The sequence below is a fragment of the Streptomyces sp. NPDC097981 genome (assembly GCF_040302565.1).
Taxonomy (GTDB): domain Bacteria; phylum Actinomycetota; class Actinomycetes; order Streptomycetales; family Streptomycetaceae; genus Streptomyces.
The window spans coordinates 66,005-85,083 of sequence record NZ_JBEORW010000029.1; the positions used below are offsets into that span (position 1 = coordinate 66,005).

At 71.0% G+C, this 19,079-nt stretch carries 19 protein-coding genes; 14 read left to right on the forward strand and 5 right to left on the reverse strand.

Translation table 11 applies throughout. From position 1 onward, the window contains the following. Positions 1-2: 2 nt before the first annotated feature. Positions 3-1,262, forward strand: a complete 1,260-nt coding sequence (gene hisS, locus ABTY04_RS26135) for a histidine--tRNA ligase (RefSeq protein WP_352215822.1) — start codon at positions 3-5, stop codon at positions 1,260-1,262. 159 nt (positions 1,263-1,421) lie between these two features. Here hisS and ABTY04_RS26140 read toward each other — a convergent pair whose 3' ends face one another. Genes ABTY04_RS26140 through ABTY04_RS26155 form a run of 4 tightly spaced genes read right to left on the reverse strand, consistent with a single transcriptional unit; the run spans position 1,422 to position 4,990 of the window. Beyond that, the gene (locus tag ABTY04_RS26140; RefSeq protein WP_352215823.1) at positions 1,422-2,048 is read right to left on the reverse strand and encodes a response regulator; all 627 of its coding nucleotides are present in this window, start codon (positions 2,046-2,048) and stop codon (positions 1,422-1,424) included. A gap of 13 nt (positions 2,049-2,061) precedes the next feature. Beyond that, positions 2,062-3,300: a sensor histidine kinase gene (locus ABTY04_RS26145; RefSeq protein ID WP_352215824.1), complete on the reverse strand. Its 1,239-nt coding sequence runs from the start codon at positions 3,298-3,300 to the stop codon at positions 2,062-2,064. Further along, positions 3,258-4,112 carry an ABC transporter permease gene (locus ABTY04_RS26150; RefSeq protein ID WP_352215825.1) on the reverse strand — a complete coding sequence of 285 codons (855 nt, stop codon included), beginning with the start codon at positions 4,110-4,112 and terminating at the stop codon, positions 3,258-3,260. The genes ABTY04_RS26145 and ABTY04_RS26150 overlap by 43 nt, the downstream gene beginning before the upstream one ends. Continuing rightward, positions 4,109-4,990, reverse strand: coding sequence for an ABC transporter ATP-binding protein (locus tag ABTY04_RS26155; RefSeq protein WP_352215826.1), 882 nt, complete (start codon positions 4,988-4,990; stop codon positions 4,109-4,111). Before ABTY04_RS26155 ends, ABTY04_RS26150 begins: the two co-directional genes overlap by 4 nt. A gap of 136 nt (positions 4,991-5,126) precedes the next feature. Here ABTY04_RS26155 and ABTY04_RS26160 point away from each other — a divergent pair, with 136 nt between their 5' ends. Next, positions 5,127-5,741: a vitamin K epoxide reductase family protein gene (locus ABTY04_RS26160; protein WP_352215827.1), complete on the forward strand. Its 615-nt coding sequence runs from the start codon at positions 5,127-5,129 to the stop codon at positions 5,739-5,741. Positions 5,742-5,794: 53 nt separating this feature from the next. After that, positions 5,795-7,144, forward strand: a complete 1,350-nt coding sequence (locus ABTY04_RS26165; protein WP_352215828.1) for a replication-associated recombination protein A — start codon at positions 5,795-5,797, stop codon at positions 7,142-7,144. 39 nt (positions 7,145-7,183) lie between these two features. Here the strand turns inward: ABTY04_RS26165 and ABTY04_RS26170 are convergent, their stop codons facing one another. Beyond that, complete coding sequence (locus tag ABTY04_RS26170) at positions 7,184-7,786, reverse strand: DUF2470 domain-containing protein (protein WP_502996717.1); 603 nt, start codon at positions 7,784-7,786, stop codon at positions 7,184-7,186. Positions 7,787-8,129: 343 nt separating this feature from the next. Here ABTY04_RS26170 and rpsD point away from each other — a divergent pair, with 343 nt between their 5' ends. From rpsD to aroQ, 11 genes are all read left to right on the forward strand, one after another. Then, positions 8,130-8,741 (forward strand): 30S ribosomal protein S4, encoded by a 612-nt coding sequence (gene rpsD / locus ABTY04_RS26175; RefSeq protein ID WP_030294564.1) that lies wholly within the window; start codon positions 8,130-8,132, stop codon positions 8,739-8,741. A gap of 252 nt (positions 8,742-8,993) precedes the next feature. Continuing rightward, positions 8,994-9,434, forward strand: a complete 441-nt coding sequence (locus tag ABTY04_RS26180; protein ID WP_352215830.1) for a DUF948 domain-containing protein — start codon at positions 8,994-8,996, stop codon at positions 9,432-9,434. An 8-nt stretch (positions 9,435-9,442) separates the two neighbouring features. Further along, a complete protein-coding gene (locus ABTY04_RS26185; protein ID WP_352215831.1) occupies positions 9,443-9,805 on the forward strand; it encodes a DUF6167 family protein in 363 nt (120 codons plus the stop codon). Further along, on the forward strand, positions 9,805-12,474 hold the full coding sequence (gene alaS / locus ABTY04_RS26190; RefSeq protein ID WP_352215832.1) for an alanine--tRNA ligase: 2,670 nt from the start codon (positions 9,805-9,807) through the stop codon (positions 12,472-12,474). Before ABTY04_RS26185 ends, alaS begins: the two co-directional genes overlap by 1 nt. Before the next feature lie 2 nt (positions 12,475-12,476). After that, a complete protein-coding gene (gene ruvX / locus ABTY04_RS26195; RefSeq protein ID WP_046780370.1) occupies positions 12,477-12,947 on the forward strand; it encodes a Holliday junction resolvase RuvX in 471 nt (156 codons plus the stop codon). Positions 12,948-13,074: 127 nt separating this feature from the next. Next, the gene (gene mltG, locus ABTY04_RS26200) at positions 13,075-14,769 is read left to right on the forward strand and encodes an endolytic transglycosylase MltG (RefSeq protein ID WP_352215833.1); all 1,695 of its coding nucleotides are present in this window, start codon (positions 13,075-13,077) and stop codon (positions 14,767-14,769) included. Beyond that, positions 14,766-15,587: a shikimate dehydrogenase gene (locus tag ABTY04_RS26205; RefSeq protein WP_352215834.1), complete on the forward strand. Its 822-nt coding sequence runs from the start codon at positions 14,766-14,768 to the stop codon at positions 15,585-15,587. Before mltG ends, ABTY04_RS26205 begins: the two co-directional genes overlap by 4 nt. Before the next feature lie 210 nt (positions 15,588-15,797). Then, positions 15,798-16,982, forward strand: coding sequence for a chorismate synthase (aroC, locus tag ABTY04_RS26210; RefSeq protein ID WP_352215835.1), 1,185 nt, complete (start codon positions 15,798-15,800; stop codon positions 16,980-16,982). Next, entirely contained in the window at positions 16,979-17,497 is a 519-nt protein-coding gene (locus ABTY04_RS26215; RefSeq protein WP_352215836.1) for a shikimate kinase, read from the forward strand. The genes aroC and ABTY04_RS26215 overlap by 4 nt, the downstream gene beginning before the upstream one ends. Next, positions 17,494-18,585 (forward strand): 3-dehydroquinate synthase, encoded by a 1,092-nt coding sequence (aroB, locus tag ABTY04_RS26220; protein WP_352215837.1) that lies wholly within the window; start codon positions 17,494-17,496, stop codon positions 18,583-18,585. The genes ABTY04_RS26215 and aroB overlap by 4 nt, the downstream gene beginning before the upstream one ends. Continuing rightward, a complete protein-coding gene (gene aroQ, locus ABTY04_RS26225; protein ID WP_352215838.1) occupies positions 18,582-19,022 on the forward strand; it encodes a type II 3-dehydroquinate dehydratase in 441 nt (146 codons plus the stop codon). The genes aroB and aroQ overlap by 4 nt, the downstream gene beginning before the upstream one ends. Positions 19,023-19,079 lie beyond the last annotated feature (57 nt).

Consider the following 19,079-nt stretch of genomic DNA (forward strand, 5'->3'; position numbering starts at 1 on the left):
TCGTGAGCACCTTCAAGGCCCCCAAGGGCACGTACGACCTGATCCCGCCGTACTCGGCGAAGTACCTGGCCGTCCGGGACGCCATTTCCGGTCCCCTGCGCCTGTCCGGTTACGGGTACGTCGAGACGCCCGGCTTCGAGGACGTGGACCTGTTCGCCCGCGGTGTCGGCGAATCCACCGACATCGTGACCAAGGAGATGTACACCCTCACCACGAAGGGCGGCGCCAACCTCGCGCTGCGTCCCGAGGGAACCGCCTCCGTGCTGCGCGCGGCGCTGGAGGCGAACCTGCACAAGGCCGGTGGCCTGCCGGTGAAGCTCTGGTACTCGGGCTCGTACTACCGCTACGAGCGCCCGCAGAAGGGCCGGTACAGGCACTTCTCGCAGGTCGGTGCGGAGGCGATCGGCGCCGAGGACCCGGCGCTGGACGCCGAGCTGATCATCCTGGCCGACCAGGCGTACCGCTCCCTGGGCCTGCGCAACTTCCGGATCCTGCTGAACTCGCTCGGCGACAAGGAGTGCCGCCCGGTGTACCGGGAGGCGCTGCAGTCCTTCCTGCGCGGGCTGGACCTGGACGAGGAGACGGTCCGCCGGGCCGAGATCAACCCGCTGCGCGTCCTCGACGACAAGCGGGCGGAAGTCCAGAAGCAGCTCGCCGGCGCGCCGATGCTGCGCGACTACCTGTGCGACGCGTGCAAGGCGTACCACGAGGAGGTACGCGCACTGATCACGGCGGCGGGCGTCGCCTTCGAGGACGACGAGAAGCTGGTGCGCGGACTCGACTACTACACCCGCACGACCTTCGAGTTCGTGCACGACGGCCTGGGCTCGCAGTCCGCGGTCGGCGGCGGCGGCCGCTACGACGGCCTGTCCGAGATGATCGGCGGACCGGCCCTGCCGTCGGTGGGCTGGGCGCTGGGCGTGGACCGCACGGTGCTGGCGCTTGAGGCGGAGGGCGTCGAGTTGGACATCCCGCCGACGACATCGGTGTTCGCGGTGGCGCTGGGCGAGGCCAAGCCGGTGCTGTTCGGTCTGGTGACCGAGCTGCGGCGCGAAGGTGTCGCGGCGGACATCTCCTACGGCGGCAAGGGCCTCAAGGGCGCCATGAAGGACGCCAACCGGTCGGGTGCGCGCTTCGCGATCGTCGCGGGCGACCGTGACCTGGCGGAGGGCGTCGTCCAGCTGAAGGACATGGAGTCCGGGGAGCAGTCCCCGGTCGCCCTGACGGACGTCGTCGAGGTCCTCCGGACCAAGCTGGCCTGACGGCCTGACGGCCGGACCGCCGATGCCAAGGGGCGGGGCGGGGAGCTGTTCCGCTGCGCGGAGCCCCTCCCCGCCCCGCCCTTTCTCCGTATCCCGTGGCTCCGCCCCGGCCCCCGCGCCGCAAACGCCGGCGGGGCTCGGGGCGGGGATAGGCCACGGCTACAGCAGGTCGTGCCGCATGGCCGTGGTCACCGCCGCGGTGCGGTCCGTGACCTCCAGCTTGCCGAAGATGCGCAGCATGTGGGTCTTCACCGTCGACTCCGCCACATGCAGGTGCCGCCCGATCTCCGCGTTCGTCGCGCCCTCCGCGACCAGGCGGAGGACGGCGACTTCCCGGTCCGACAGGCGCGGGCGCTCCGGGCGGGTGCGGAGGCGGTCCACCAGGCGGCCCGCCACCGACGGGGCCAGGACCGTCTCGCCCCGCACCGCCGCGCGGACGGCCTCGGCGAGTTCCGCCCGCGCCGTGTCCTTCAGCAGGTAGCCCGCCGCCCCCGCCTCCACCGCCCGCAGGATGTCCCGGTCGTTCTCGTACGTCGTCAGCACCACCACCCGCACCGGCAGCCCGGCCGCGCTGATCCGTGCGATGGACTCGACGCCGTCGCCGCCCGGCATCCGCAGGTCCATCAGGATCAGGTCCAGGTCGGGTACCAGCTCCGCGGCCAGCGCCTCCGCCTGCGGGCCGTTCGAGGCCTCGGCGACGACCTCCAGGTCCGGTTCCGCGCTGAGCATGCCGCGCAGGCCCTCCCGTACCACCGGGTGGTCGTCGGCCAGCAGGATGCGGATCATGTCGTACGGCTCCTCATCGGATCGGCAGGGTGACGGTGACGGTGGTGCCGCCCGCGGCGGAGCTGTCGATCGCCGCCGCGCCGCCGGCCTCCGCCGCGCGGGCCCGCAGCCCCCGCAGGCCGTAGCCCTGTTCGAGGGCCGCCGGGTCGAAGCCCCGCCCGGTGTCCCGGACCGTGACGGTCAGTTCGCGGTCACCGTAGGCCAGGGACACCGAACAGCGTGCCCCGGGGCCGGCGTGCTTCGACGCGTTCGACAGGGATTCCTGGCAGGACCGCAGGGCCACCACCTCCAGCGCCGGGGCCAGCGGCCGGACGTCCCCGGTCACCGACACGGCCGCAGGCGGGTCCTGCCGGGCCGCCAGGCGGCGTACCGCGTCCGGCAGGGAACCGGCGTCCAGGTCGGCGGGGGCACCGCCGGAGACCAGGGCCCGGGCCTCGGCCAGGTTCTGCCGCGCGGTGGCGGCCATCAGCTCCAGGTGCCGGTGGGCCTGCTCCCGGTCCGTGTCCAGCTCCGACTGCACGGCCTGGACCAGCATCAGCAGACTCGTGAAGCCCTGCGCGAGGGTGTCGTGGATCTCGCGGGACATGCGCTCCCTTTCATTGTGGGCGCCGTGTGCGGCGGAGAGCCGGGCCACCTCCTCCCGGCTGGTGTCGAGTTCGGCGATCAGCGAGGCCCGCTCCTGGCTCTGCTCGATGATCCGGATGATCCAGGCGCCGAAAAAGGACGAAAAGGCGAAGGTGACGAAGGAGCCGACCGCGTTGACGAAGACGACGTGGCCCGGCGGCCGCCACAGCAGCGACCACCCGGCCACCGGCAGCAGGGACACCACCGCCATCGCCCCGATCGCCCGGCGCAGCGGCAGCAGCATGAAGCAGTGCGGGGCGAGCGCGAAAGTGATCAGCCGGGTCTCGCCGACCAGGGAGGCGGCGGGCAGGAACAGGGCCAGCATCCCGCCCAGGTAGCGCAGGGCCGGCGCCGGTTCGGAGCCGGGATCCTTCAGGAGCAGGGGCCGTCCGGCCCACGCGTACCAGGGGATCAGCAGCGCGAGCAGGGCCGCGGCGGGGATCCGGTACCTCAGCGCAGGGAGGTCCGCGCCCAGGACGAAGGCAGTGGTCGCGGCCCACACGACGGCGAAGTACAGGTCCCACGGCCCGAACGCGCGGTCCCACACGTGGGTCTCGCGCGCTCCGGCCGTCCCGGTGAAGCCGCTCAGCCGTCGCGGCGGTTCTTCCACTTGAAGGTCAGCAGGCACAGGACCAATCCTCCGGCGACCCAGGCGCCCAGGACCAGGGCGACCTTTCCGTACTCCCAGCTGCCCGCCTGCTCCAGGACGGCGGCGGATTCAGGCAGGAACACCCCGCGCAGGCCCTGGCACATCCACTTGAGCGGGAACAGCGCGCCGATGTTCAGCAGCCAGTCCGGGATCGCGTTGACCGGGATGAACACGCCGGAGATGAACTGCAGGATCAGGAACGGCAGGACGACCACCGAGCTGGCGCTCTTGCCGGACTTGGGCACGCTGCTGATGGCGATGCCGAGCAGGGCGCACCCGGTCAGGCCGAGGACGAAGATCCAGCCGAAGGTCAGCCACTTGGCGGCGGACGACGGCAGGCCGAGGTCGAACAGGGTGGAGCCGACGAGCAGCAGGATCGCGGTCTCGGCGAGCCCGGTGGCCAGCACCATCCAGACCTTGCCGAGGAAGTAGGCGGCCGGGGGCATCGGGGTGCCGCGCAGCCGCCGCAGCACCTTCTCGTCGCGCTCGACGGCGATCGAGATCCCGAGCGACTGGAAGCTGGTGGACATGATGCCCGCGGCGACCATGCCGGCCGCGTACAGCTGGGAGGCGGTGACCCCGGTGTCCTCCACGCTGTCGCGGAAGATCGAGGCGAAGAGGGCGAGGAAGACGATGGGGAAGGCGAAGGTGAAGATCACCGCGTCGCGCTGGCGGACGAACTGCTTGATCTCAAGGGCCCCTCGGCCCAGGCCCAGGCTCCAGGCGCCGGGCAGCGCCTTCGCGGCCGCGGCGGCCCTGCCGGAGGTGGCGGTGGTGGCGGTCGTGCTCATCGTGCGTCCTCCAGCGGCTGCGCGGTCGTGGGTACGAGCTGGCCCGTGAGGCGCAGGTACACGTCCTCCAGGGTGGGCCGGCCGATCTTCAGCCCCGGGATCTCGCCCTCGAAGCGGGCCATGAGCTCAACGACCGTACGAGTGGGTGTCTCGGTGGAGATGCTGTGCGGGGTGCCGTCGGCCCCGGTCCACTCGACGGTGGCGCCGGTGCCGAAGCGGGAGCGCAGTGCGGCCGGTTCGCCCTCGGCGACGACCTTGCCGCGCGCGACGACCGCGAGGCGGTCGGCGAGGGCCTCGGCCTCCTCCAGGTAGTGCGTGGTGAGGACGATGGTCGTGCCCTCGGCGGCGAGCAGCCGGATCAGGTCCCAGAACCGGCGGCGGGCCGCCGGGTCGAAGCCGGTGGTCGGCTCGTCGAGGAGCAGCAGCTCGGGGCCGCCGATGACGCCGAGCGCCACGTCGAGGCGGCGCCGCTGGCCGCCCGAGAGCCCCTTCACGCGCTGGTCCCGCTTCTGCTCCAGGCCGACCAGGGCGATGACCTCGGCCGGGTCGCGCGGGGCCGGGTAGTAGCGGGCGAAGTGCTCGACCGTCTCCCGTACCGTCAGCTCCGCGGGCGCCGACTCGTCCTGCCAGACGATCCCGACGCGCGAGCGCCAGGCCCGCCCGGCGGTGGCCGGATCCGCGCCGAGCACGGCGACCTCGCCGCCGTCCCGGTCCCGGTGGCCCTGCAGGATCTCCACCGTCGTGCTCTTGCCGGCGCCGTTGGGCCCGAGGATCCCGAAGACCTCGCCCTGCCGGATCGTCAGATCAAGTCCGTCCACTGCGGTGACATCGCCGTACTGCTTGCGAAGCCCCCGTACTTCCACCGCGTTCTGCGTCATGTCCCGATGGTGTGGCGGAACGCGGCCCACCGGTCCCTCCTTGCGTACGTCCTTATGTCCACCGAACGGTGGACACCGTGCTCCGTACGGCACAATGGCCGGTGCTTGTTGACCTTGCAGATGTGGAGCGGGCGGTATGACGACACGAAGTACGGACGCAGACACCGCCTCGCGGACGGTCGGCGCGAGCCGGGCACTGGCCCTGCTGCTGGTGATCACGGGCGCCGCGGGCCTGCTCGCGGCCTGGGTGATCACGATCGACAAGTTCAAGCTGCTCGAAGACCCGAACTTCACGCCGGGCTGCAGCCTGAACCCGATCGTCTCTTGCGGCAACATCATGAAGAGCGAGCAGGCGTCCGTCTTCGGCTTCCCGAACCCGATGCTGGGGCTGGTCGCGTACGGGATCGTGATCTGCGTCGGCATGAGCGTGCTCGCCGGGGCCAGGTTCCGCCCCTGGTACTGGCTGACCCTCAACGCGGGCACGCTGTTCGGGGTCGCCTTCTGCACCTGGCTCATGTACCAGTCGCTGTACAACATCAACTCGCTGTGCCTGTGGTGCTGCCTGGCGTGGGTCGCCACGATCTTCATGTTCTGGTACGTGACGGCGCACAACGTGCGGGAAGGCCTGCTGCCCGCCCCGGGCTGGCTCCGGGCCTTCCTCGACGAGTTCGCCTGGGTGCCGCCGGTGCTGCACGTCGGGATCATCGGCATGCTGATCCTGACCCGCTGGTGGGACTTCTGGACCTCCTGAGCGGCCTCATGAGCCCGCGGTCCGTTGTCGGCGGGCTCGCATAGGCTTCCCGTGTGGAACCAGATCTGTTCAGCGCCGCTGCCGAAGACCGCCGGGAGAAGGACCCGGCGAGCTCCCCGCTCGCCGTCCGGATGCGCCCGCGCACCCTGGACGAGGTCGTCGGCCAGCAGCACCTGCTGAAGCCCGGGTCGCCGCTGCGGCGGCTGGTCGGCGACGGCGCGGGCGGTCCGGCCGGGGCCTCGTCCGTGATCCTGTGGGGCCCGCCGGGCATCGGCAAGACCACCCTCGCGTACGTGGTGAGCCAGGCGACGCAGAAGCGGTTCGTGGAGCTGTCGGCGATCACGGCGGGCGTGAAAGAGGTACGCGCCGTCATCGAGGGCGCCAAGCGGGCGGCCGGGGGATACGGCAAGGACACGGTCCTCTTCCTCGACGAGATCCACCGCTTCAGCAAGGCCCAGCAGGACTCGCTGCTGCCCGCCGTCGAGAACCGCTGGGTCACGCTGATCGCGGCGACCACCGAGAACCCCTACTTCTCGATCATCTCCCCGCTGCTGTCGCGGTCGCTGCTCCTCACTCTGGAGCCGCTCACGGACGAGGACCTCAGCGCGCTGATGCGGCGCGCGCTGGAGGAGGAGCGGGGCCTGGCCGGGGCGGTGACCCTGGCGGCGGACGCGGAGGCGCACCTGCTGCGGATCGCGGGCGGTGACGCCCGGCGCGCGCTGACGGCGCTGGAGGCCGGTGCCGGGTCGGCGATCGCCAAGGGCGAGTCCGAGATCAGCCTCCGGACGGTGGAGGAGGCGGTCGACCGGGCGGCGGTGAAGTACGACCGGGACGGCGACCAGCACTACGACGTGGCGAGCGCGCTGATCAAGTCGATCCGCGGCTCGGACGTGGACGCCGCGCTCCACTACCTGGCGCGGATGATCGAGGCGGGGGAGGACCCACGGTTCATCGCGCGCCGCCTGATGATCTCGGCGAGCGAGGACATCGGGCTGGCGGACCCGACGGCCCTGCCGCTCGCGGTGGCCGCGGCCCAGGCGGTGGCCATGATCGGCTTCCCGGAGGCGGCGCTCACCCTGTCGCACGCGACCATCGCCCTGGCCCTGGCCCCGAAGTCGAACACGGCGACGACCGCGATCGGCGCGGCCCTCGCGGACGTCCGGGCGGGCATGGCGGGCCCGGTTCCGGCGCATCTGCGGGACGGGCACTACAAGGGGGCGGCGAAGCTGGGCCACGCGGTGGGGTACGTGTACCCGCACGACGTGCCCGGCGCCATCGCGGCGCAGCAGTACGCCCCTGACGCGGTCCACGGCAAGCGGTACTACGAACCGACGCGGTACGGCGCGGAGGCGCGCTACGCGGACGTGGTGGAGAAGGTCCGCGAACGCCTGCGCGGCGCCTGACCCCGGCCCTGCTCGCCCCGGCTCCGCGGGCAGGGCGGGCTAGCGGCCGGCCGCGGCGAACAGGGTGCGGATCGCCCGGCGCAGGTCGCAGACGTCGCGGACCGGCGCCGGGAAGTCGAAGCGGGCGTCGAAGGAGGAACCGTCGTCCGTGAAGCGGACCCGCAGGCCCAGGCGGTCCAGGGCCACGGGGACCGCGGTCGTGCCGGCGCTCTCGCGCGGGCCCAGCAGCGTGCACAGGTCCGCGATCCGGTCGTGGTGCGCGGCGGCCAGGTGCTGGAGGAGCTCCGTCTCGTGGTCCACCATCGGGTCCGGCTCCGCCGCGGCCAGGTCGTCCGGGTCCACGTGCTCGGCGCCCCACAGATCGTCCACGGAGATCTCGCCGACCTCCAGGCGCAGCATCACGTAAGACGGCCGGCCGTGCAGCCCGAGGAGTTCGCCCACCGGCCGGCGCTCCGCCAGCAGGGCCGCGCAGGCCGCGCGGTCGTCCCCGCGCACCTGCGTCAGCCACCCGGCGAGCCGCGCACGGCCTCGGATACGATGGGGCACGGACACCGGCGCCACATCCGTGATCTCGATCACGGCCGTGAGGTCGTCGTCCTGGGCGTAAGCGGCTGCCCTGGCAGCCGCGGATTCCCCTGACACCAGGAGAATCACGTCCCCGTCCGGGGTGACGGTCCGAGCGGCCGGCATCCCTGTCCCGAAGTCTGGCTGGTCAAGAGACCGCACCTGGTCAAAAGCACCCGGCAGCGTGAGGGATACTGAGGCGTTGGACTCTACGAGGGTTCGTACGCGTTCGGCTCCGGTGAGCTGCCGAACGCCTTCCCTGGGACGCGGCTGACCTTGCCTATCGTCGTCGAAAGCGGATTCCGTTTCGTTGGAACCCGAACTTCGGTGCGCACTGGGCAGGGGGATCCCATGTGGTCGAGACATTACGTCCTCCTCGATAAGGTAAGCCTCACCTAACTTACATGGAGGTAGGTTCCCCGTGAACCAGAAGCGACCCAAGGTCAAGAAGTCGCGTGCCCTCGGCATTGCGCTGACCCCGAAGGCCGTCAAGTACTTTGAGGCCCGCCCCTACCCGCCGGGCGAGCACGGCCGTGGCCGCAAGCAGAACTCGGACTACAAGGTCCGTCTGCTGGAGAAGCAGCGTCTGCGCGCTCAGTACGACATCTCTGAGCGTCAGATGGCCCGCGCGTACGACCGCGCCAAGAAGGCCGAAGGCAAGACGGGCGAGGCGCTGGTCGTCGAGCTCGAGCGTCGCCTCGACGCCCTGGTCCTGCGTTCGGGCATCGCCCGCACCATCTACCAGGCCCGCCAGATGGTCGTTCACGGCCACATCGAGGTCAACGGTGGCAAGGTCGACAAGCCGTCGTTCCGTGTCCGTCCGGACGACGTCATCACCGTGCGCGAGCGCAGCCGCGAGAAGGTTCCGTTCCAGGTTGCCCGTGAGGGTGGCTACGCAGGCGAGGGCGAGACCCCGCGCTACCTGCAGGTCAACCTGAAGGCCCTGGCCTTCCGCCTGGACCGCGACCCGAACCGCAAGGAAATCCCGGTCATCTGCGACGAGCAGCTCGTCGTCGAGTACTACGCCCGCTGATCCGGCGGCCGTAGCCTCACAGGCTGGTCAGCCCGTCGGTTCCCCCTTGGGGGAGCCGACGGGCTTCCTGCTTTCCGGACGGCTTTCCGGATGGCGCTGTCGCATGGGGCGCGGAGGGTAGTGGTCCGGATGCGCAGCGTACAAGGCGGGTGTATCGGACCCCGAATTCCGGTACGGCGGCGGATCTCCGGCGCGATAGGGTCGGAGAACGACTTTTCTACGTAGTGATCAACATGCAGAGAGCGGTGCAACGTGTCCGGTGGAGAGGTGGCCGGGATCCTCGTGGCCGTCTTCTGGGCCATTCTGGTCTCCTTCCTTGCCGTGGTGCTGGTGAGGCTGGCCCAGGTGCTCAGGGCGACCACCAAACTGGTGGCCGACGTGACCGACCAGGCCGTCCCGCTGCTCGCGGACGCCTCCACCACCGTCCGCTCCGCGCGCACCCAGCTCGACCGGGTCGACGCCATCGCCAGCGACGTCCAGGAAGTCACGTCGAACGCCTCCGCGTTGTCCTCCACCGTGGCCTCCACCTTCGGTGGGCCGCTGGTCAAGGTCGCGGCCTTCGGCTACGGGGTCCGCAAGGCGCTGGGCAAGCCGGGCAGAAATGCCGAAGACGCGCCGCAGCAGACGTCCCGGCGTACCGTGATCGTTGGCCGTACGGTGCCGGCGGCCCGGCGCCGGAAGCAGAAGGGCTGAAACCTCCGATGTTCCGCCGAGCCTTCTGGTTCACCGCAGGCGCAGCCGCCGGCGTGTGGGCCACCACCAAGGTCAACCGCCAGCTCAAGAAGCTGACACCGGAGAGCCTCGCGGCCCAGGCAGCCGACAAGGCCGTGGAGGCGGGACACCGCCTCAAGCACTTCGCCCTCGACGTGAAGACGGGAATGTCTCAGCGCGAGGACGAGCTGAACGACGCACTGGGATTGCACCAGGATCCCGACCGGCCCGGCAACGTCACCGCCCTCCCCGGGCAGCGGCGGCTGCGGGCCATCCAGAACGACAAGACCCCCCACCGTTCGAGCCGAGAGTACCGCTCGACGGGTTCGTACAACCGGAATGAGGACCACTGATGGAGTCGGCTGAAATCCGCCGCCGCTGGCTGAGCTTCTTCGAGGAGCGCGGTCATGCCGTTGTCCCTTCGGCGTCGCTCATCGCGGACGACCCGACTCTGCTGCTGGTCAACGCGGGCATGGTCCCGTTCAAGCCGTACTTCCTCGGCGAGACCAAGCCGCCGGCCCCCCGGGCCACCAGCGTGCAGAAGTGCGTCCGTACGCCGGACATCGAAGAGGTCGGCAAGACCACCCGCCACGGCACGTTCTTCCAGATGTGCGGCAACTTCTCCTTCGGCGACTACTTCAAGGAAGGCGCCATCAAGTACGCCTGGGAGCTGCTCACCAGCTCCGTGGCGGACGGCGGCTACGGCCTGGAGCCGGAGAAGCTCTGGATCACCGTCTACCTCGACGACGACGAGGCCGAGACGATCTGGCGTGACGTCATCGGCGTCCCCGCCGAGCGCATCCAGCGCCTGGGCAAGAAGGACAACTTCTGGTCCATGGGCGTCCCCGGCCCGTGCGGCCCGTGCTCGGAGATCAACTACGACCGCGGCCCCGAGTTCGGCGTCGAGGGCGGCCCGGCCGTCAACGACGAGCGCTACGTGGAGATCTGGAACCTGGTCTTCATGCAGTACGAGCGCGGCGCCGGCGACGGGAAGGAAGACTTCCCGATCCTCGGCGACCTGCCGTCGAAGAACATCGACACCGGTCTCGGCCTCGAACGCCTCGCGATGATCCTGCAGGGCGTGCAGAACATGTACGAGACCGACACCCTGCGCGTGGTCATGGACAAGGCCACCGAGCTGACCGGCGTGCGGTACGGCGCCGCCCAGAACACCGACGTCTCGATGCGCGTGGTCGCCGACCACATCCGCACCTCCGTCATGCTCATCGGTGACGGCGTCACCCCCGGCAACGAGGGCCGCGGCTACGTGCTGCGCCGCATCATGCGCCGCGCCATCCGCAACATGCGCCTCATGGGCGCCACCGGCCCGGTCGTCCAGGACCTGGTGGACGTCGTGATCAACACGATGGGGCAGCAGTACCCGGAGCTGGTCACCGACCGCAAGCGCATCGAGACCGTCGCGCTCGCCGAGGAGGCCGCGTTCCTCAAGGCCGTCAAGGGCGGCACCAACATCCTCGACACCGCCGTGACCGAGACCAAGGCCACCGGCGGCACGGTCCTCTCCGGCGACAAGGCGTTCCTGCTCCACGACACCTGGGGCTTCCCGATCGACCTCACCCTGGAGATGGCCGCCGAACAGGGCCTCTCCGTGGACGAGGCCGGGTTCCGCCGCCTGATGCAGGAGCAGCGCGACCGGGCCAAGGCCGACGCCAAGGCCAAGAAGACCGGCCACGCGGACATGTCCGCCTACCGGGAGATCGCGGACGGCTCCGGTGCCACCGAGTTCACCGGCTACGCCACCACCCAGGGCGAGTCCACCATCGTCGGCCTCCTGGTCAACGGCGTCTCCGCGCCTGCCGCCTCCGAGGGCGACGAGGTCGAGGTCGTCCTCGACCGCACCCCCTTCTACGCCGAGGGCGGCGGCCAGCTCGCCGACCAGGGCCGGATCAAGCTCGACTCGGGCGCGATCATCCAGGTCCGCGACGTACAGCAGCCGGTCCCGGGCGTCTCCGTGCACAAGGGCTCCGTCCAGGTCGGCGAGGTGACGGTCGGCGCCTCCGCATACGCCGCCATCGACGTGAACCGCCGCCGGGCCATCGCCCGCGCCCACTCGGCCACGCACCTGACCCACCAGGCGCTGCGCGACGCGCTGGGCCCGACGGCCGCCCAGGCAGGCTCCGAGAACAGCCCCGGCCGCTTCCGCTTCGACTTCGGCTCGCCGAACGCCGTCCCCGGCACGGTCCTCACCGACGTCGAGCAGAAGATCAACGACGTGCTCTCCCGCGAGCTCGACGTCACTGCCGAGATCATGAGCATCGACGAGGCGAAGAAGCAGGGCGCCATCGCCGAGTTCGGCGAGAAGTACGGCGAGCGCGTCCGCGTCGTGACCATCGGCGACTTCTCCAAGGAGCTGTGCGGCGGCACGCACGTCGGCAACACCGCCCAGCTGGGTCTGGTGAAGCTGCTCGGCGAGTCCTCCATCGGCTCCGGCGTGCGCCGCGTCGAGGCCCTCGTCGGCGTGGACGCGTACAACTTCCTCGCCAAGGAGCACACGGTCGTCGCCCAGCTTCAGGAGCTGGTCAAGGGCCGTCCGGAGGAGCTGCCCGAGAAGATCGCCTCCATGCTCGGCAAGCTGAAGGACGCCGAGAAGGAGATCGAGAAGTTCCGCGCGGAGAAGGTCCTCCAGGCCGCCGCAGGTCTCGCCGAGAACGCCCAGGACATCCGCGGCGTCGCCCTCGTCGTGGGCACCGTCCCGGACGGCACCGGCGCCGACGACCTGCGCAAGCTGGTCCTCGACGTCCGCGGCCGCATCCAGGGCGACCGGCCGGCCGTCGTGGCCCTGTTCACCACGGCGAACGACCGCCCGCTGACCGTCATCGCCACCAACGAGGCCGCCCGCGAGCGCGGTCTCAAGGCCGGTGACCTGGTCCGCACCGCGGCCAAGACCCTCGGCGGCGGCGGTGGCGGCAAGCCGGACGTGGCCCAGGGCGGCGGCCAGAACCCGGCTGCCGTCCCCGAGGCCATCGCCGCGGTCGAGCGCCTCGTCGTCGAGACGGTCTGACGATGACTCTGCGCCGCGGCCGCCGTCTCGCCATCGACGTCGGGGACGCCCGGATCGGGGTCGCCTCGTGCGACCCCGACGGGGTCCTCGCCACACCGGTGGAAACCGTTCCGGGCCGGGACATCCCCTTCGCCCACCGGCGGCTGCGGCAGCTCGTCGAAGAGTACGAACCCCTGGAAGTCGTGGTCGGCCTGCCCCGCTCGCTCAGCGGGCGGGAGGGGCCGGCCGCGGCCAAGGTGCGCGCCTTCGCCACGGAACTCGCCAAGGGGATCAAGCCGGTGACGGTCCGTCTGGTGGACGAGCGGATGACCACGGTCACCGCCGCCCAGGGTCTGCGGGCCTCCGGAAGGAACGCCAAAAAGGGCCGTTCGGTGATCGACCAGGCGGCCGCTGTGGTGATCCTTCAGAACGCTCTTGAGACCGAACGGGTATCAGGTAATCCGCCCGGTGAGTGCGTCGAAGTGGTTGTCTGATCGCGATACGGTAACGTTCCGCGCGATGCGGCGGCATTCGAACAGTCGTCGCCCACCACTTCAGAGGCGGAACCGGGTGCCGCGGCGGACGTAGCCGTTGCCTTCGTCTCGCGGCTCTAGGGGACCGATGACTGAGTATGGCCGGGGCCGTGGCCCCGAACCGTGGCACCCGGAGGACCCCCTGTACGGGGACTCCGGGTGGACCGGGCACGAGGCCCAGCGGGCTCAGATGCCCTACGCCGGTGGCCCCCAGCAGCAGTATCCGCAGGAGCCGCAGTACCAGCAGGAGCCGCAGTACCAGCAGGACCCGCAGTACCAGCAGCAGTACGTCCAGCAGGGGCAGTACCCCGAGCAGCAGGGCTATGTCCCACAGCAGCCCCAGCAGGCTCACCAGGCCCAGCAGCAGCTCCACCCGCAGCCGCAGCAGCCGGTGTACGACGGCCAGGGCTGGGACACCGGCCAAGGCCAGTACACCGCCGTCCCGCAGGCCGACCCGTACCTCGGCGCGGACCCGTACGCCCAGCAGCCCGTCGGCGGCTACCCGGGCGAGGCCCCCGATCTCTACGGCACCCCCGAGGCCTACCCCCCGCCGGAGCCCCCGGGACGGCGCCACCTGGTCCAGGAGCAGGAGGCCGAGGAAGCGGACGACGACGCCTCCTCGATCCTGCCCGGCGGGGACGACGATTCCGACGAGCCGAACGGCGGCGGACGCCGCGGCCGCTCGAAGGACAAGCCCAAGCGCCGCAACGGCGCGGCCTGCCTGATCGCCACCCTCGTGATCGTGGGCGTCATCGGCGGTGGCGGCTACTACGGCTACGACTACATCAAGTCCAAGTTCACCAGCGGCGAGGACTACGTCGGCGAGGGCGAGGGCTCCGTCTCCATCGACATCCCCAAGGGCACCGGCATGGGTGAGATGGGCCGGATCCTCAAGGCCCACGGCGTCGTCAAGAGCGCCGACGCGTTCGTCGCCGCCGCCAAGGCCAACCCCAAGGGCGGCGCCATCCAGGCAGGCTCCTACGTGATGAAGGAGCACATGTCGGGCAAGGCTGCCGTCGACCTCATGGTGAACGGCGCCGGGATGAACGCCCTGGACGTCATCCCCGGCTGGAAGAACGTCCAGGTCTACAAGGCCATCGACGACAAGCTCAAGCTCAAGGAGGGCACGACCAAGGACATCGCCACGAAGGAGGCGAAGACCCTCGGTCTGCCCGAGTGGGCCAACAACAACAAGGACATCAAGGACCCGCTGGAGGGCTTCCTCTACCCGGCCCGCTACGACGTCAGCAAGGACGCGAGCCCCCAGTCGCTGCTCAAGCAGATGGTGGCCAAGTCCAACGAGGCCTACGCGAACGCGGACCTCAAGGGGCAGGCCTCCAAGCTGGGCCTCGCGAACCCGCTGCAGCTCGTCACGGTCGCGAGCCTCGTCCAGGCCGAGGGCAAGTACCAACACGACTTCGACAAGATCTCCCGGGTCGTCTACAACCGTCTCAAGCCGGGCAACACCGAGACGTACGGTCTGCTCGACTTCGACTCCACGGTCAACTACATCAAGGGCCAGAGCACCCTGGACGTCGGTGCCGTCAGCGACCTCCGCAAGCTCAACGACCCGTACAACACCTACAAGATCAAGGGCCTGCCCGCCGGCCCGATCGGCAACCCGGGCCCGGACGCGCTCAAGTCCGCGATGAACCCGGCCGACGGCCCCTGGTACTACTTCGTGTCGGTGAACGAGAACGAGACGCTCTTCGCCGTGACGAACGACGAGCACAACCAGAACCGCCAGCGGTACGAAGAGGAACGGAAGAAGGCAGGGCAGTGATACGCGCAGCCGTGCTCGGTTCACCGATCGAGCACTCCCTTTCACCGGTGCTGCACCGCGCCGCGTACCAGGAGCTCGGCCTCGACGACTGGTCGTACGACCGCTTCGAGATAGACGAGGCCGCGCTCCCGCAGTTCGTCGCCGGCCTCGGCCCCGAGTGGGCCGGGCTGTCCCTGACGATGCCGCTCAAGCGGGCGATCATCCCGTTGCTCGACGGAATCAGCGACACCGCCGCCTCGGTCGAGGCGGTCAACACCGTCGTCCTGACCAAGGACGGCCGCCGCCTCGGTGACAACACCGACATCCCCGGGATCGTCTCCGCGCTCCACGAGCGCGGCGTCGACAAGGTGGACAGCGTCACCATCCTCGGCGCCGGGGCCACCGCCTCCTCGGCACTGGCCGCGCTCGCCCGGATCTGCTCCGGCGAGGTCACGGTGTACGTGCGCTCCCGGGCCCGCGCCGACGAGATGCACGAGTGGGGCGAGCGCCTCGGCGTGGCCGTCCGTACCGCCGACTGGGCAGACGCGGCCGGCGGGCTGGGCGCGCCGCTGGTCATCGCGACCACCCCTGCAGGGGCCACGGACTGGCTGGCGCCCGAGGTACCGGCCGGGGCGGGGACCCTGTTCGACGTCCTGTACGACCCGTGGCCGACGGCCCTGGCGGCAGCCTGGTCGCAGCACGGAGGCCGCCTCCTAGGCGGTCTGGACCTCCTCGTCCACCAGGCGGTGCTCCAGGTCGAGCAGATGACCGGCCGCCACAGCGCGCCGCTGGCCGCCATGCGGGCCGCCGGCGAGGCCGCGCTGCGCGCCCGTCACTGATCCCCCGCCGGCACACCTGATGCACTGCGCGGGCTGATCTTGCTCGCCCGCGGCCGGACCCGCCAGGGTGGGGGACGGGTTCACCGCCGTCCGCCAGCTGGACCGGAGGGCAGTGCACCGGCCCGGACGTGGGAGGATCGGGTGTGGCGGGTCCGGGCCGAGCACCCGGCCGCGCCGCCGCAGTACCAGGCGCGAGCATGAGGAGCATCGTTGAGCAGGTTGCGTTGGCTGACCGCGGGAGAGTCGCACGGACCGGCACTGGTCGCGACGCTGGAGGGTCTTCCCGCCGGCGTCCCGGTCACCACCGAGCTGGTGGCGGACCACCTGGCCCGGCGCCGGCTCGGCTATGGCCGCGGTGCCCGGATGAAGTTCGAGCAGGACGAGATCACCTTCCTCGGAGGTGTCCGCCACGGGCTCTCGCAGGGTTCCCCGGTCGCCGTGATGATCGGGAACACCGAGTGGCCGAAGTGGGAGACCGTCATGTCGGCCGATCCGGTCGACCCCTCGCTCCTCAAGGACACCGGCCGCAACGCGCCGCTGACCCGCCCCCGCCCCGGCCACGCCGACCTCGCGGGCATGCAGAAGTACGGCTTCTCCGAGGCACGTCCGATCCTGGAGCGCGCCAGCGCCCGTGAGACGGCCGCCCGTGTCGCCCTCGGCGCCGTCGCCCGGTCCTTCCTCAAAGAGGCCGCCGGCATCGAGATCGTCTCCCACGTCGTGGAGCTCGCCTCTGCCAAGGCCCCCTACGGCGTCTACCCGACCCCCGCCGACGTCGAGAAGCTCGACGCCGACCCGGTGCGCTGCCTCGACGCCGACGCGTCGAAGGCGATGGTCGCCGAGATCGACCAGGCCCACAAGGACGGCGACACCCTCGGCGGCGTCGTCGAGGTCCTCGCCTACGGCGTGCCCGTCGGCCTCGGCTCCCACGTCCACTGGGACCGCCGCCTCGACGCCCGTCTCGCGGCCGCCCTCATGGGCATCCAGGCCATCAAGGGCGTCGAGGTCGGCGACGGCTTCGAGCTGGCCCGCGTGCCCGGCTCGAAGGCGCACGACGAGATCGTCTCCACCCCCGAGGGCATCAAGCGCACCTCCGGCCGCTCCGGCGGCACCGAGGGCGGCCTGACCACCGGCGAGCTGCTGCGCGTACGGGCGGCCATGAAGCCGATCGCGACGGTCCCGAAGGCCCTCGCCACGGTCGACGTGGCGACCGGCGAGGCCGCCGCCGCGCACCACCAGCGCTCCGACGTCTGCGCCGTGCCCGCCGCGGGCATCGTCGCCGAGGCCATGGTCGCGCTCGTGCTGGCCGACGCCCTGGTCGAGAAGTTCGGCGGCGACTCGGTCCCCGAGACCCGCCGCAACGTCCGGTCCTACCTCGACAACCTGCAGATCCGGTGACGGGCGGACCTCTGGTCGTCCTCGTCGGGCCCATGGGGTCCGGCAAGTCCACGGTGGGGGCGCTGCTCGCCGAGCGGCTCGGCGTCCCCTACCGGGACACCGACGCCGACATCGTCGCCGCCCAGGGCCGCGAGATCTCGGACCTCTTCGTCGACGAGGGCGAACCGTACTTCCGTGAGCTGGAGCGGCAGGCGGTCGCCGCCGCCCTCGCCGAGCACACCGGAATCCTCGCCCTCGGCGGCGGCGCCGTCCTCGACGCGGGCACCCGGGAGCTGCTGGCCGGCCTGCCCGTGGCCTACCTCTCGATGGACGTCGAGGAAGCCGTCCGGCGCGTCGGCCTGGGCGCCGCGCGCCCCCTGCTCGCCGTCAACCCGCGCCGCCAGTGGCGCGAGCTGATGGAGGCCCGCCGCCCCCTGTACACCGAAGTCGCGCGCGTCGTGGTGGCCACTGACGACCGCACCCCCGAAGAGGTCGCCCAGGCGGTCCTTGAGGCTCTGGAGTTGAAGGACGTATGACAGACCAGGTGACGCGCATCCACGTCGGCGCCAGCGCCGGACACGACGCGTACGACGTGCTGGTCGGCCGGCAGTTGCTCGGCGAGCTCGGCACGCTGATCGGCACGAAGGCCCAGCGGGTCGCCGTGATCCACCCCGAGGCACTGGCCTCGACCGGTGAGGCGCTGCGCGACGACCTGGCCGAGCAGGGCTACGAGGCGGTCGCCATCCAGGTGCCGAACGCCGAAGAGGCCAAGACGGTCGAGGTCGCCGCGTACTGCTGGAAGGCCCTCGGCCAGTCCGGGTTCACCCGCACCGACGTGATCGTCGGCGTCGGCGGCGGAGCCACCACGGACCTCGCGGGCTTCGTCGCGGCCTCCTGGCTGCGCGGGGTGCGCTGGATCGCCGTACCGACCACCGTCCTGGCGATGGTGGACGCGGCCGTCGGCGGCAAGACCGGCATCAACACCGCCGAGGGCAAGAACCTGGTCGGCGCCTTCCACCCGCCGGCCGGCGTGCTGTGTGACCTGGCGGCGCTGGACTCGCTGCCGGTCAACGACTACGTCAGCGGCCTCGCCGAGATCATCAAGGCCGGATTCATCTCCGACCCGGTGATCCTCGACCTGATCGAGTCGGACCCGGCGGCGGCCCGCACGCCCGACGGCCCGCACACCGCGGAGCTCATCGTGCGCTCCATCCAGGTCAAGGCGGACGTCGTCTCCAGCGACCTGAAGGAATCGGGCCTGCGGGAGATCCTCAACTACGGGCACACGCTCGCGCACGCCATCGAGAAGAACGAGCGCTACAAGTGGCGGCACGGCGCGGCCGTGTCGGTCGGCATGGTCTTCGCGGCCGAGCTCGGCCGGCTCGCGGGCCGCCTCGACGACGCGACGGCCGACCGGCACCGGGAGATCCTGGCCTCCGTCGGACTGCCGCTGACCTACCGCGGCGACCAGTGGCCCAAGCTGCTCCAGACCATGCAGGTCGACAAGAAGTCCCGCGGCAACCTGCTGCGCTTCATCGTCCTCGACGGTCTGGCCAAGCCCACCGTCCTGGAGGGCCCCGACCCGGCGCACCTGATCGCCGCGTACGGCGAGGTGTCGGCGTGAGCCGCCCGGTGCTCGTCCTCAACGGCCCGAACCTGGGCCGGCTCGGGTCCCGCGAGCCCGACGTGTACGGCGCCACCTCCTACGCCGGGCTCGTCGAGAGCTGCCGCGCGCTGGGCGAGGAGCTCGGCTTCGCCGTGGAGGTCCGCGAGACCAACGACGAGGGCGAGATGATCCGCTGGCTCCACGAGGCCGCCGACGGCAAGATCCCCGTGGTCATCAACCCCGGCGCCTTCACGCACTACTCGTACGGGATGCGGGACGCGGCCGCGCAGCGCACCGCCCCGCTGATCGAGGTGCACATCTCGAACCCGTACGCCCGCGAGGAGTTCCGGCACACGTCGGTCATCGCCTCGGTGGCGACCGGGACGGTTGCGGGCTTCGGCATCGGCTCGTACCGACTGGCGCTGCGCGCACTGGCGGACGAAGTCACGCTCTGACGGTGCTGGTGGGAGGCCCCGCCTCCGTGGTCATATAACGTTCTCGCATCAGGCGGT

What these genes read in the sequence shown, in the direction of transcription:
- ABTY04_RS26140 (WP_352215823.1), bottom strand. Translation starts at nt 2,048, where the DNA reads ATGATCCGCATCCTGCTGGCCGACGACCACCCGGTGGTACGGGAGGGC.
- ABTY04_RS26150 (WP_352215825.1), bottom strand. Translation starts at nt 4,112, where the DNA reads ATGAGCACGACCGCCACCACCGCCACCTCCGGCAGGGCCGCCGCGGCC.
- ABTY04_RS26155 (WP_352215826.1), bottom strand. Translation starts at nt 4,990, where the DNA reads ATGACGCAGAACGCGGTGGAAGTACGGGGGCTTCGCAAGCAGTACGGC.
- ABTY04_RS26160 (WP_352215827.1), top strand. Translation starts at nt 5,127, where the DNA reads ATGACGACACGAAGTACGGACGCAGACACCGCCTCGCGGACGGTCGGC.
- ABTY04_RS26185 (WP_352215831.1), top strand. Translation starts at nt 9,443, where the DNA reads ATGTTCCGCCGAGCCTTCTGGTTCACCGCAGGCGCAGCCGCCGGCGTG.
- alaS (WP_352215832.1), top strand. Translation starts at nt 9,805, where the DNA reads ATGGAGTCGGCTGAAATCCGCCGCCGCTGGCTGAGCTTCTTCGAGGAG.
- ruvX (WP_046780370.1), top strand. Translation starts at nt 12,477, where the DNA reads ATGACTCTGCGCCGCGGCCGCCGTCTCGCCATCGACGTCGGGGACGCC.
- mltG (WP_352215833.1), top strand. Translation starts at nt 13,075, where the DNA reads ATGACTGAGTATGGCCGGGGCCGTGGCCCCGAACCGTGGCACCCGGAG.
- aroB (WP_352215837.1), top strand. Translation starts at nt 17,494, where the DNA reads ATGACAGACCAGGTGACGCGCATCCACGTCGGCGCCAGCGCCGGACAC.